This is a genomic window from Siccibacter colletis (assembly GCF_025914095.1).
Lineage (GTDB): Bacteria > Pseudomonadota > Gammaproteobacteria > Enterobacterales > Enterobacteriaceae > Siccibacter > Siccibacter colletis.
In genome coordinates, this window is sequence record NZ_CP074352.1 from 3,934,068 (window position 1) to 3,946,919 (window position 12,852).

The 12,852-nt window shown below is 57.2% G+C and carries 15 protein-coding genes; 3 read left to right on the forward strand and 12 right to left on the reverse strand.

The features are described 5' to 3' along the window. The first annotated feature begins 101 nt into the window (after positions 1 to 101). Positions 102 to 410 carry a hypothetical protein gene (locus KFZ77_RS18775; RefSeq protein ID WP_264385045.1) on the forward strand — a complete coding sequence of 103 codons (309 nt, stop codon included), beginning with the start codon at positions 102 to 104 and terminating at the stop codon, positions 408 to 410. 47 nt (positions 411 to 457) lie between these two features. On the opposite strand, the gene fre is transcribed toward KFZ77_RS18775, so the two are convergent. Both fre and ubiD read right to left on the reverse strand, forming a co-directional pair. Next, positions 458 to 1,159 (reverse strand): NAD(P)H-flavin reductase, encoded by a 702-nt coding sequence (fre, locus tag KFZ77_RS18780; protein ID WP_031523674.1) that lies wholly within the window; start codon positions 1,157 to 1,159, stop codon positions 458 to 460. A 54-nt stretch (positions 1,160 to 1,213) separates the two neighbouring features. After that, positions 1,214 to 2,689 (reverse strand): 4-hydroxy-3-polyprenylbenzoate decarboxylase, encoded by a 1,476-nt coding sequence (gene ubiD, locus KFZ77_RS18785; RefSeq protein WP_264385046.1) that lies wholly within the window; start codon positions 2,687 to 2,689, stop codon positions 1,214 to 1,216. A gap of 202 nt (positions 2,690 to 2,891) precedes the next feature. Here ubiD and rfaH point away from each other — a divergent pair, with 202 nt between their 5' ends. Next, on the forward strand, positions 2,892 to 3,380 hold the full coding sequence (gene rfaH, locus KFZ77_RS18790) for a transcription/translation regulatory transformer protein RfaH (protein WP_264385047.1): 489 nt from the start codon (positions 2,892 to 2,894) through the stop codon (positions 3,378 to 3,380). 30 nt (positions 3,381 to 3,410) lie between these two features. Here the strand turns inward: rfaH and KFZ77_RS18795 are convergent, their stop codons facing one another. The 10 genes from KFZ77_RS18795 to udp all read right to left on the reverse strand — a co-directional run bounded on the left by KFZ77_RS18795 (position 3,411) and on the right by udp (position 11,765). Further along, on the reverse strand, positions 3,411 to 3,743 hold the full coding sequence (locus tag KFZ77_RS18795; protein ID WP_264385048.1) for a glycine zipper family protein: 333 nt from the start codon (positions 3,741 to 3,743) through the stop codon (positions 3,411 to 3,413). Positions 3,744 to 3,825: 82 nt separating this feature from the next. After that, a complete protein-coding gene (gene tatD, locus KFZ77_RS18800) occupies positions 3,826 to 4,629 on the reverse strand; it encodes a 3'-5' ssDNA/RNA exonuclease TatD (RefSeq protein ID WP_264385049.1) in 804 nt (267 codons plus the stop codon). 42 nt (positions 4,630 to 4,671) lie between these two features. Next, positions 4,672 to 5,448 carry a Sec-independent protein translocase subunit TatC gene (gene tatC / locus KFZ77_RS18805; RefSeq protein ID WP_264385050.1) on the reverse strand — a complete coding sequence of 259 codons (777 nt, stop codon included), beginning with the start codon at positions 5,446 to 5,448 and terminating at the stop codon, positions 4,672 to 4,674. 2 nt (positions 5,449 to 5,450) lie between these two features. Further along, positions 5,451 to 5,987 (reverse strand): Sec-independent protein translocase protein TatB, encoded by a 537-nt coding sequence (tatB, locus tag KFZ77_RS18810; protein ID WP_264385051.1) that lies wholly within the window; start codon positions 5,985 to 5,987, stop codon positions 5,451 to 5,453. Between the two features lie 3 nt (positions 5,988 to 5,990). Next, complete coding sequence (tatA, locus tag KFZ77_RS18815) at positions 5,991 to 6,245, reverse strand: twin-arginine translocase TatA/TatE family subunit (RefSeq protein ID WP_031523686.1); 255 nt, start codon at positions 6,243 to 6,245, stop codon at positions 5,991 to 5,993. Between the two features lie 75 nt (positions 6,246 to 6,320). Continuing rightward, entirely contained in the window at positions 6,321 to 7,961 is a 1,641-nt protein-coding gene (ubiB, locus tag KFZ77_RS18820; protein ID WP_031523687.1) for a ubiquinone biosynthesis regulatory protein kinase UbiB, read from the reverse strand. Next, positions 7,958 to 8,563, reverse strand: coding sequence for a ubiquinone biosynthesis protein UbiJ (gene ubiJ, locus KFZ77_RS18825; protein WP_264385052.1), 606 nt, complete (start codon positions 8,561 to 8,563; stop codon positions 7,958 to 7,960). Before ubiJ ends, ubiB begins: the two co-directional genes overlap by 4 nt. A gap of 13 nt (positions 8,564 to 8,576) precedes the next feature. Further along, the gene (ubiE, locus tag KFZ77_RS18830) at positions 8,577 to 9,332 is read right to left on the reverse strand and encodes a bifunctional demethylmenaquinone methyltransferase/2-methoxy-6-polyprenyl-1,4-benzoquinol methylase UbiE (RefSeq protein WP_031523689.1); all 756 of its coding nucleotides are present in this window, start codon (positions 9,330 to 9,332) and stop codon (positions 8,577 to 8,579) included. Between the two features lie 144 nt (positions 9,333 to 9,476). Further along, positions 9,477 to 10,856 carry a DNA recombination protein RmuC gene (gene rmuC, locus KFZ77_RS18835; protein ID WP_264385053.1) on the reverse strand — a complete coding sequence of 460 codons (1,380 nt, stop codon included), beginning with the start codon at positions 10,854 to 10,856 and terminating at the stop codon, positions 9,477 to 9,479. A gap of 147 nt (positions 10,857 to 11,003) precedes the next feature. Beyond that, positions 11,004 to 11,765, reverse strand: coding sequence for a uridine phosphorylase (gene udp / locus KFZ77_RS18840; RefSeq protein ID WP_264385054.1), 762 nt, complete (start codon positions 11,763 to 11,765; stop codon positions 11,004 to 11,006). 256 nt (positions 11,766 to 12,021) lie between these two features. Between udp and KFZ77_RS18845 the strand changes: the two genes are divergently transcribed. After that, the gene (locus KFZ77_RS18845; protein ID WP_264385055.1) at positions 12,022 to 12,849 is read left to right on the forward strand and encodes a dienelactone hydrolase family protein; all 828 of its coding nucleotides are present in this window, start codon (positions 12,022 to 12,024) and stop codon (positions 12,847 to 12,849) included. Positions 12,850 to 12,852 lie beyond the last annotated feature (3 nt).

Sequence of the window (12,852 nt, forward strand, 5' to 3'; positions counted from 1 at the left end):
GCCTGTCAGGGGCGGGTTTTTTTATTTCAGAAAATCGCGTAGCAGGATTGCGGGAGGGTCTGTGGTAGCGTTGCGCTGATTAATATTAAAAGGACGTCACCATGAAACTGATAACAACACTTCTGGCGCTGTGCCTCCCGGTAAGCGCATGGGCTGATAGCGCGCAGGTGTGTCTGGAATACGGTAAGCAGCAGATGGCAGAGAACGCCGAAATGCTTAACCTGTTGAGTGCGATGCATATTGAGCCAGATAGCGTGGTCGAGAACCGCTACGAGGCAAACGTGGGCAGCCAGCCTGTTGCCACTGAGCTCAGCGCCGGGCTTCGCAGCCGTCAGGGCGATGCCGTCACTATGCTATGCCTGCTGAATGACGATCGGCCGCTCTATGTCTATTTCAACACGCGGAAGTAAGGCGTCAGGCCCGGCGGATGCCGGAGCCTGAACGGAAGGACGAGGGATCAAAGAAACGAGAAAGCATCGCCGAACAGGCGATCTTCACGCGCATCACGCTCGTTGCAGAACAGGTCGCGGGCGATTTTCGCCATCTCAAACCGGCCAGCAATATAGATATCGTGTCCGGAGAGGGTCTCGAAATCCTGCATTACCGCGGTCAGCACGGTACCGGAGCGGCCACGCCACTCATCGTGCGGCTGCTCAACCACCGGCTCAACGCGCAGCTTCGGATGCTTCAGCGCCAGCGCTTCCAGTTCCGGAAGATCGTAGAGGTGCTTGTCTTCGCGGCCGCCCCAGTAAATCGTGATGTCACGATCCGGGTTGCGCGCCAGGGCAGTTAACAGAATAGAACGCACATAAGAGAACCCGGTACCGCCGGCAATCAGGATTAGCGGACGGTCATCTTCTTCACGCAGCCAGGCATCGCCATGCGGAATATCCACCAGGATTTCACGATCCTGCAGGATGCGGTCCATCACCGCCATCGCGTAGAGGTTCAGTTCCGAAGCCCCGATATGCAGCTCGATAAACTCCTGTTCACTCGGGGTGGACGCCATCGAGAACGGGCGCTTGTCACGCTCGTCCATTACCACCATCAGATACTGCCCGGCGCGAAATGAAAACGCGGCCTCGGGTACTAAACGGACGCGATACACCGTATCCGTGATGGCATCTACCGAGGTCACTTTACAGCTTAAGGTTGTCATGCGTTCCCTCTGTCGGGTCAAAAAAACGTAAGCACAACGATAGCGCCACGGCGCTTACCGCAAGTCAAATATAGCCAGTTCATCCCAGATAGCGTCAATTCTTGCCACCACTTCCGGGTCTTTTTCGATGGGAGTACCCCATTCACGCTGCGTTTCGCCAGGCCATTTGTTGGTGGCGTCCATCCCCATTTTCGACCCGAGGCCGGAGACCGGCGAGGCGAAATCGAGGTAGTCGATCGGCGTGTTTTCTACCATCACCGTATCACGCGCCGGGTCCATGCGTGTAGTGATGGCCCAGATTACGTCGTTCCAGTCGCGGGCATTAACGTCGTCATCGCACACGATGACAAATTTGGTGTACATAAACTGGCGCAGGAATGACCAGACACCAAACATCACGCGCTTGGCATGACCGGCATACTGTTTTTTGATGGTGACCACAGCGAGGCGATAGGAACACCCTTCCGGCGGCAGATAGAAATCAATAATTTCCGGGAACTGCTTTTGCAGAATGGGAACCAGCACTTCGTTGAGCGCCACGCCCAGCACCGCCGGTTCATCCGGCGGACGGCCGGTATAGGTGGAGTGGTAAATTGCATCTTTACGCCGGGTGATGTGCGTAACGGTAAACACCGGGAAGTTATCCACTTCATTGTAATAACCGGTGTGGTCGCCGTACGGACCTTCAGGTGCCATCTCGCCCGGCTCGATATACCCTTCCAGCACGATTTCCGCGCTGGCCGGCACTTCGAGATCGTTCGACACACACTTCACCACTTCGGTTTTGGTGCCGCGCAGCAGTCCGGCGAAAGCGTATTCAGAGAGCGTATCCGGTACCGGCGTTACCGCACCAAGAATGGTTGCCGGATCGGCACCCAGCGCCACGGAAACCGGGAAACGTTCACCCGGATGCGCAGCGCACCACTCCTGAAAGTCGAGCGCGCCGCCGCGATGGGAGAGCCAGCGCATGATGAGTTTGTTCTTGCCGATCACCTGCTGGCGATAAATTCCCAGATTCTGACGCTCTTTGTGCGGACCGCGACTGACGGTCAGCCCCCAGGTGATCAGTGGCGCTACGTCGCCCGGCCAGCACTGCATAACCGGAATACGCGTCAGATCGACCGCGTCGCCCTCCAGCACCACTTCCTGGCACGGGGCGCTACGCAGACGTTTCGTCGGCATATTCAGCACCTGCTTAAACTGCGGCAGCTTGTCGAAGAGGTCGCGGAAACCGCGCGGCGGCTCCGGCTCTTTGAGAAAGGCCAGCAGCTTGCCCACTTCGCGCAGCGCGGTTACGTCATCCTGGCCCATCCCCATCGCTACGCGCTTCGGCGTGCCGAACAGGTTACAGAGCACCGGCATGTCGTACCCCTTCGGGTTTTCGAACAGCAGCGCAGGACCGCCAGCACGCAGGGTGCGATCGGCAATTTCCGTCATCTCAAGATGCGGATCGACCGGGATGGCAATACGTTTGAGTTCGCCCTGCTGCTCAAGCAGCGCAAGAAAATCGCGTAGATCGTGGTATTTCATGCAGTTTTTCGTGGCCTCTTTGCTGGCTTGCCATTATACGGTGTTAGCCGCAGCCATGCTGTAATTTTGTTAATCAGACGTGACAATGCGCCGCCGGACGCCTGGCTGCAACGCGAAGTATGACGGGTATATACTGTTCTCACTACCTCAGTGCGGCGGGTTTTGTTATCCTTTCGCGCCTGACATCCGGAAAAGAGACATTATGGAATCCTGGTATCTCCTGTATTGCAAACGCGGGCAACTCCAGCGAGCGAAAGAGCATCTGGAACGTCAACAGGTTGCCTGTCTGACGCCGATGATCGCGCTGGAAAAAATTGTGCGCGGAAAGCGAACTGCAGTCAGTGAGCCGCTGTTTCCTAACTACCTGTTTGTAAATTTCGATCCGGAAGTCATTCACACCACCACCATCAGCGCCACGCGCGGCGTCAGCCACTTTGTGCGTTTTGGCACCCAACCGGCCATCGTTCCGCTTACCGTGATCCAGCAGCTGATGGAGTATCAGCCGGAAAACGTGGTAGATGAACATACGCCGTGGCCGGGCGATACCGTAGTGATCACCGAGGGCGCGTTTAAGGGGCTGGAAGCCATTTTTACCGAGCCGGACGGCGAGGCGCGCTCCATGCTGCTGCTGAACTTCCTCAACAAGCAGGTGTTGCAGAGCGTCAGAAATACCGAATTCAAAAAGATTTAAAAAAGGCCCGGTTTATCCGGGCCCTCACGTTTAATGGGTGGCTTCACCAATAACGCCACCGGCTCCTGCACCGACCGCCGCACCTTTCAGCACGCTATTCCCGGTCATCGCCGCTGCGCCTGCGCCAACAACGGCGCCGACCGCTCCCCCTTTACGGGCGGCTTTGCCTTTGTCACCGTGCTTCAGCATCGCGCCGGTGCCGGCCCCGACAACCGCACCGCCGACCGCGCTTTTCACGCTTTTGCCCGCGACCGCGCCCGCCGTCGCCCCCAGCAGCGCGCCGGTTGCCGTTTTGTCGATCGCCAGCGCCTGACCACACAGCAGCGCAGACAGAATGATTATTCCAGTCGCTTTACGTTTCATCGCATTCCCTTTTATGACGAATTGCTAAACCTGGCAGGGACATTCCTGCCGCGCGAGGATAGCACTGCGGAAAAAAGGGTTTTTAGGTGCCGGTGTGACGTCGGGCGTCGGCCAGGGAAAAAAGCCGCTCAACGTTAGCGGTCGTGATTTCCGCCAGCGCATGGGGATCTTCACCACGCCAGTGGGCTACCTGATGCAGAATATGGGGTAAATAGCAGGGTTCGTTGCGTCTTGATGCGGGTTTCGGTCGCAGATCGCGCGGTAGCAGATAAGGCGCGTCGGTTTCCAGCATCAGCCGGTCAGCGGGAATAAGCGGGAGCAGCTCGCGCAGTTCAAGGCCACGACGTTCGTCGCATACCCAGCCGGTGATACCCAGAAAGAGACCGCGATCCAGACAGGCCTGCGCTTCCAGCGCGGTACCGGTAAAGCAGTGCAGCACCCCGCCCGGTAGCTTATCCAGCCACGGGTCGAGCAGCTCAAGAAAGCGTTCATGCGCATCGCGGCAGTGCATAAACACCGGCAGCGACAGCTCTGCCGCCAGTGCCAGCTGGGCGGTAAACGCGCGCGCCTGCTCATCAGGGGTCGAAAAATTACGGTTAAAATCCAGCCCGCATTCGCCGATAGCCACCACCTGCGGCTGGCTGGCAAGCACGCGCAGCACATCGGTACTCTCTTCATGCCAGCTGCTGCTGTCGTGAGGATGCACGCCGGCAGTAGACCAGCAGTTCGGGTAGCGCGCTGCCAGGGCAGCCGCCTGCTGGCTTTCATGCAGGTTAGTGCCGGTAAGCAGCATACCGGTTACGCCCGCCGCTGCGGCACGCGCCACTACCTCATTCCGGTCCGGGTCGAACTGCGAGCTGGTGAGGTTCACGCCGATATCAAACATAAGTCGTTACCTGTAAAAAACCGCCCCTGAGGGCGGCTGTGATTATTTCTGCGGTTTTTCGGCCTGAGCTTCTTCAGGCTCGTCCGGCATATCCCTACGCCCTTTGCCGACGTAGAAGCGCGCAAAGAACATGCCCACTTCAAACAGACAGTACATCGGGATCGCCAGCAGCGTCTGGGAGAACACATCCGGCGGCGTGAGCAGCATGCCCACCACGAATGCACCCACCAGCACGTAAGGCCGCTTGGCTTTCAGATCCTCTGGTGTAGTTACGCCAACCCAGCACAGCAGCACAATCGCTACCGGCACCTCAAACGACACGCCGAACGCCATAAACAGCGCCATCACGAAGTCGAGATAGCTTGAGATATCGGTCGATACCACAACGCCTATCGGCGCGGTATGGGTCAGGAAGCCAAATGCCAGCGGAAACACCACGAAATAGGCGAAGGCCATACCGAGGTAAAACAGCAGCGTACTGGATACCAGTAAAGGAATGACCAGCTTACGTTCATGCCGGTAGAGTGCCGGGGCGATAAAGGCCCAGACCTGATAAAGAATGACCGGCGCGGAGAGGATCACCGACACCATCATGGTCAGCTTAATCGGCGTAAAGAACGGCGAGGCCACGTCGGTGGCGATCATCGTCGAGCCTTGCGGCATCTTGCTGATCAGCGGATCGGAAACGAACTGGTAAATATCATTGGCGAAATAGACCAGCCCCAGAAAGATCACCAGCACCGCAACGATGCAGTTCAGTAAACGCTTACGCAGCTCAATAAGATGGCTGATCAGCGGTTGGGTATCTTCAACAGCCATGTTTATGCTTTATCACTGGTTGAGGGGGTGGAAGAAACTGGTTTTGGCGCTGCCGGCGCGGGCTGCGAGACGGGTTGAGCTTTTTCGTCAGGCACGTCGTCAGGCGTGACAGCAGGTGCCTGCTCGGTGGCGACCGCAACGCGGTCGGCAGTACCCGGCGTAACGCCTTCGTGCTCAGCTTCATTGCCTTTAACCACCGGATTGTGAATGGTGTGCGCTTCGTCGCTCGCCTTCTCCGGATCGTTGGCGCTGTATGAGCGTTTCATGGAGTCGGCGGCTTCGCGAAGTTCGTCCATCGACGCTTTCAGTTCTGGCGTCAGGCTGTCCATGCTCGCTTTTTCTACCTTTTTCAGGCTCTCCTGAAACTCCTGCAGTTTCAGCTCCTGGCTCAGTTCATTCTGCACGGTGGTCGCCAGCGAGCGCAGGGCGCGCACCCAGCCGGCAACGGTTTTCACTGCTACCGGTAAGCGTTGGGGACCAAGAACGATGAGGCCGATGACAAAGACCAGCAGCAGTTCGCCAAAACCAATATCAAACACGACTTACACCTGCTCTTTGTCGGTACGTTTTACGTCGTCTTTATTGACGCTCTCAGGCTTGTCTTCGATGGATTTCGCAGTGAAATCGGCGTCTGTCGCAGACTTGTCAGTTTTATCTGCGTCATCATCTTTGATGGCTTTCTTAAAGCCTTTGATAGTCGCGCCCAGGTCAGAACCGAGCGAACTCAGCCTTTTGGTACCGAAGAGCAGAATGACGATAACGGCAATGATTAAAAGTTGTGGCCAGCTAATACCCATACTCACTCCGAGACAGCAATAAAGATTACAGGTGGCGCATTATACGGCACCCGACTAGTCATGACGATGTTAAATTCAGCTTGTCCGGCGCCAGCCGACCAGCCAGATAACGGCCCCAGCACCCATCAACCAGAGTGGGCTCATCCCCCAGTCCGGGCGGTTGATCAGGAGTAGCGTAGCGCTCAGCAACAGGATTGCTCCCATACCAAAGAGATAGCGCGACTGCCCCTGACGTTTATGCTGACGCTGTTGCTCGTGGGCAATCTTATCAACGCTTTGTTGCAGTTGTTTGTTCTGACGTAAACTGTCGTAAAAAAGTTCCGGCAGGTCCGGCATTCGCTCGACCCAGAACGGCGCTTTCTCTTTAATGGAGCGGATCAGCGCCGGCAAACCGACCTGGTCCTTAATCCAGCTTTCCAGGAACGGCTTCGCGGTTTTCCACAGATCGAGCTGGGGATAAAGCTGGCGGCCGACGCCTTCAATATAAAGCAGTGTTTTCTGCAGCAGGACCAGCTGAGGCTGCACTTCCATATTGAAGCGCCGCGCGGTGTTAAAGAGGTTCAGCAGTACGTGCCCGAAAGAGATCTCCGCCAGCGGTTTTTCAAAGATCGGCTCGCAGACGGTACGGATGGCGAACTCAAACTCTTCAACGTTAGTATCCGGCGGCACCCAGCCTGAATCCACGTGCAGCTCCGCCACCTTACGATAATCGCGATTGAAGAAGGCGATGAAGTTCTCTGCCAGGTAGCGTTTGTCTTCTTTGTTCAGCGAGCCAACGATGCCGCAGTCGATGCCGATATACTGCGGGTTTTCCGGGTGCTCGTAGCTGACGAAAATATTGCCGGGATGCATATCACCGTGGAAGAAGCTGTCGCGGAATACCTGGGTAAAGAACACCTGCACGCCACGCTCAGCGAGCAGCTTCATGTCAGTACCGTTGGCCTCCAGCGCGGCGACGTCGTTAACCGGAATACCGTAGATGCGCTCCATCACCATCATGGTCGGGCTACAGTAGTCGGAATAGACTTCCGGCACGTAAAGCATCGGGCTGTTTTCGAAATTGCGGCGTAGCTGGATGGCGTTGGCAGATTCACGCAGCAGATCCAGTTCATCAATCAGCGTTTTTTCATACTCGCGCACCACTTCCAGCGGGCGCAGGCGGCGTCCATCCGGCAGCAGGCGTGGAACCCAACGCGCAAGACGATAGATAAGGCGCATATCGGCACGGATAATCGGCAGAATATCCGGGCGAATGACCTTAATCACCACCTCTTTACCGTTCGATTTCAGCGTCGCGGTGTGAACCTGCGCAATCGACGCCGATGCCAGCGGTTCGATATTGAAATTGTCGAACCAGGCTTCAACGGGCTGGTCGCCCATCGATTTTTCAATCTGCTGTTTTGCCAGGCGCCCGTCAAACGGTGCCACACGGTCCTGCAGCAGAGCCAGCTGATCGGCAATGGCCGGCGGGAAAAGATCGCGGCGGGTAGAGAGCATCTGGCCGAACTTGATCCATACCGGACCCAGCTCCTGCAGCGCCAGTCGCAGCCGCTCCCCCAGCAGTTTGTCTTTATGACGGTTAGGCATCCAGAATAGCGTCCGACGCCACAGGCGAAGCGGGATCGTAATACGCATGCGAGGAATCAGTTCATCAAGCCCGTAACTCAGAAAGGTTTTGATGATGAAATAAAGGCGCCGAATTTCACCTGGCGTCATTTGCCCTCCAGTTTTTCCAGCCGACTCGTCAGGGTATCTACGGCGCGTGCGAGCGCCGCTGTCTCTTCTGAAAACCATGCCACTTCCAGCGGACCCGGCGCCATGCGCCACTCTTCGGTCAGCGCTTCAGCAACATAGCGTTGATTACGCTGCGCCCGCGTCGTAATGGCTTTAAAGCCACCCGCCACCGCTTTGCCGAGGCCGTGCGCGGCAATATCCCCGATATAGGGTGCCAGCAGCTCTTCCGGTGAGAACTCTGCTAAATCCAGCAGCGAGGAGAAATTCTGTACTACCTGAATATCACCCTGCACCTCCAGCTCACCGCTACGGATAAGCGCCGTGAGTTGCTGTTTGTCGCGCAACTTCGGTAACACCGACAGGCGCGAGATCACCGAGCAATCTGCCTCACCTTCCCACTGCGCCAGCACGTCGACCTGCTGCTCGCTGAAAACCATCACCAGCGGTGAAGAGAACTCCTGCAGTACCACCCGCAGCACTTTCCCCTGCAGGCGCTGACGCGGTGATTTCAGCGCACGCGGCTGGTAAAGCACGTTATTCAGTACGCCTTCAATACCTGCCGTAATGAGTGGTGTGAATGGCATCCGCCCTCTCCTGTCAGAACTTGTAGCCGCGATGTAGCGCGACAATCCCGCCGGTCAAATTGAAATAGTTAACGTTTTCAAAGCCTGCGTCGCCCATCATGGCTTTCAGGGTTTCCTGGTCCGGATGCATGCGGATGGACTCGGCAAGATAGCGATAGCTTTCTGCATCGCTGGCTACCAGCTCGCCGACGCGCGGCAGCACGTGGAACGAGTAGGCGTCATAGGCTTTGCTCAGCGGCTCAATGGTCGGCTTAGAGAATTCCAGTACCAGCAGACGACCACCTGGCTTCAGCACGCGGAACATGGAGCGCAGCGCTTTTTCTTTATCGGTGACGTTACGCAGGCCAAAAGAGATGGTAATGCAGTCAAAGGTGTTGTCCGGGAACGGCAGCGCTTCCGCGTTCGCCTGCACGTACTCAACGTTGCCGACAACGCCAACATTACGCAGCTTTTCACGCCCCATTTTCAGCATCGAGTCATTAATATCTGCCAGCACAACCTTGCCGGATTCGCCAACCAGGCGGGAGAATTTTGCGGTCAGATCGCCGGTCCCGCCTGCCAGGTCGAGCACCTTCTGACCGCGACGCACGCCGCTGCAGTCAATTGTGAAACGCTTCCACAAACGGTGGATGCCAAACGACATCAGGTCGTTCATTACGTCGTATTTGGCCGCAACGGAGTGAAAAACCTGCGCCACTTTCTCGGCTTTTTCCGTTTTTGCTACGGTCTGGAAACCAAAGTGCGTCGTCTCTTGAGAATTTTCAGCCATCTCGATGCCTGCTTATTAATGAAATGTCCATGAAGTGTAACAGATTGGGCGCAATTGCCCTATGATTCAACCGCCTTCGCAGCCCGCTGTACCCGGATGCTACAGCGATGATGCCGCCGCTAAGTGCTTGTTCAGCTTAGCGGGTTATACGTCATCCCGCCCGGCGCGCAGACGAAACTCCACGTCCTGAGCTGTCGCCTGATCCACCAGTTCCGGATTAATCTCGCGCTTGATTTCTACCCCCAGCTCGCGAAACGCATCGGCCTGCGCCAGCACGTTTCCACGCCCGGTGGTGAGCTTTTTCATCGCTTCGCGGTAATTGTCCTGCGCTTTATCGAGGCTCTGTCCGATGGCGGACATGTCGTCCACAAACAGGCGCATTTTGTCGTACAGGCGGCTCGCCCGGTCAGCGATCTGCTGGGCGTTACGGCTCTGGTGCTCGTAGCGCCAGAGGTTAGAGATAGTGCGCAGCGCCACCAGCAGCGTGGTAGGGCTGACCAGCATGATGTTATTTTTCAGGGCTTCGTTGATGAGCTCCGGCTGCTGGTTGATCGCCATCAGAAAAGCGGGTTCGACCGGAATAAACATCAGCACGTAGTCCAGCGAGCGCAGACCGGGAAGCTGATGGTAATCTTTGCGCCCCAGCAAGCGGATATGGTTGCGCACCGAGGCGATGTGTTCAGTAAGCGCCAGATCGCGGGTGTAGTCATCTTCGGCGTTGAAGTAACGCTCCCACGCCACCAGCGTCATTTTCGAGTCGATCACCACATCTTTATTCTGCGGCAGACGCACTATAACGTCAGGCTGCATACGACTTTGCGCTTCGGTATTGATGCTGACCTGGGTCTGGTACTCGTGGCCTTCGCGCAGGCCGGACGCCTCAAGCACCCGCGCCAGTACCACTTCGCCCCAGTTGCCCTGGGTTTTATTGTCGCCTTTCAGCGCGCGCGTCAGGTTGACCGCCTCCTGTGCCATCTGGGCGTTCAACTGCTGCAGATTGCGGATTTCATGGGCCAGCGTATGGCGCTCGCGCGCTTCCTGCCCGAAGCTGTCCTGCACCTGACGACGAAAGCCGTCGAGCTGCTCGCGCAGCGGAGTAAGCAGCCCGTTCAGGCTCTGGCGGTTCTGCTCTTCCACCCGGCGATGGCTCTGTTCAAAGATGCGGTTAGCGAGGATTTCAAACTGCTCGCTCAGGCGCTGCTCGCTGTTGATCATCTGCCGCAGCTTGTCGTCCGCGTTCATCCGGGTAGTTTCAAGGCGGGTTGAGACCTCGCGCAGATCGGCTTCCAGTGAGCTGTTGATCTCGCGCAGGCTACGCAGTTCGTTATCCAGCAGGCCGCACTCGTCGCGCCAGTGTTCGCTCTGGGCCAGTTGCTGGCGGGCGGCGCTAAGCTCACCGTAGAGATCGCGCTGCTCGGCCAGCAGTGCCGCCTGACGTTGCGCATTGCGCAGACTTGCGCCAAGCCAGCCGGTTAGTGCGCCAACCAGCGCCACGGCGACCATCAGCAACAGTGAGATTTCCATTACGCCTCCTGCATGAACCGCGTACGTGATGCAAAATCGAATTGTGCTGTACAGATGTCCAGTTTGGAAGTCTTTTTCGGGTAACAAGCGGTTTCGTGCGAGGCGTTACGCAAAATAAAGGCCAGCGGGCGCTGGCCTGAGGGGAGATTACAGCAGGCGGCGCGCCGCCTCGACCACGATTTTCACCGCGTGGCTTTCGGTTTTTTTCATGGTTTCCGCGTTCGGGATCTCTTGCTGGGTGCGGTTGACGATCACCCCTGCCACCATCCCGGCGCGCAGGCCCTGGCTGGAACACATGGTCAGCAGCGTGGCCGATTCCATTTCGTAGTTCATCACGCCCATGGACTGCCACTCTTCCATTGAGCCTTTATAGCGGCTGACAACGCGGCCGGAGAAGGTGTCGTAGCGCTCCTGGCCCGGGTAGAAGGTGTCGGAAGATGCCGTTACACCGATATGCGTGGTCGCGCCTACGGCTTTTGCCGCTTCAACCAGTGCGGTAGTACAGGCGAAATCCGCCACCGCCGGGTATTCCATCGGCGCGAAATGCAGGCTGGCACCGTCAAGGCGTACCGAGGCGGTGGTCACCAGCACGTCGCCGACGTTAATGTGCGGCTGAATAGCGCCGGTGGTTCCCACGCGCAGGAAAGTGCGAATGCCGAGCTGCGCCAGTTCTTCCACAGCAATAGAGGTAGACGGACCGCCGATGCCGGTAGAGCAGATAATCACCGGTTTGCCATCCAGTTCGGCACGCCAGGAGGTGAACTCGCGGTGCGACGCCAGTTTCACCGGGTTATCCATCAGCGCGGCGATCTTTTCCACTCGCTCCGGGTCGCCGGGCACAATGGCCAGCGTTGCGCCCTGTAAATCGTTTTTGGTGAGACCGAGATGAAAAACATCAGACCTGGACATAAGTGACTCCTCTGTAGTTCGGTTTGTCAGAAGCAGCAAAACGGTACTTTACCGAAGCACTTCCGGAAATTTCGTGACCGCATTCACTTTGGCGGAAAGTTGTTGCACTCATTTTCCATATTTTAGTGATAACAATCACATAATTTAGCTCTGCCGCGCGTCGTTTTCATCCGTATGCCCTTTTCCCGGCGCTGTGATTTGGTAACGTGCAGTCTATAGTTATTTGAATGCGCTACTAACGGGTACGGAGACTGCCATGACGACTGACAGCACAACCAATAATAAGCCGGGATTCGCCAGTGCGGTGACACCGGTCGCGGAAACGACCATTCAGACCCCCGACAACGCGATTCACGCGGGCGAAACCACCATTCCGACCCAGGGCGATAACATGCCGGCCTGGCATGCGCGTCCAAAAGAAGTAAGCGGGCCGCTGCCGGTTGTGATTGTTATTCAGGAAATTTTTGGCGTTCACGAGCATATCCGCGATATCTGCCGCCGTCTGGCGCTGGAAGGCTATCTCGCCGTGGCGCCGGAGCTCTATTTCCGTCAGGGCGATGCCAGTGAATACACCGATATTCAGGCGCTGCTGAGCAACCTTGTGTCAAAGGTGCCGGACGCGCAGGTGCTGGCGGATCTCGATCATGTCGCTAACTGGGCGGGTCGCAACGGCGGCGATGCCCATCGTTTAATGGTGACCGGTTTCTGCTGGGGCGGACGCATCGCCTGGCTGTACGCGGCGCATAACCCGCAGCTGAAGGCCGCGGTGGCCTGGTACGGCAAGCTGGTGGGAGACAAAACCCTGAACTCGCCAACCCACCCGGTGGATATTGCGACCGAACTCACCGCTCCGGTGCTCGGTTTGTACGGCGCGCAGGATACCGGTATACCGCTGGAGAGCGTGGAAATCATGCGCCAGGCGCTTCGCGCTGCCAATGCCGACAAAACCGAGATTGTCGTCTACCCGGACGCCGGTCATGCGTTCAATGCGGATTACCGTCCGAGCTATCACGAAGCCTCTGCGAAAGATGGCTGGCAGCGTATGCTGGCCTGGTTCGCGCAGTACGGTAATAAGAAAGGCTAAGCT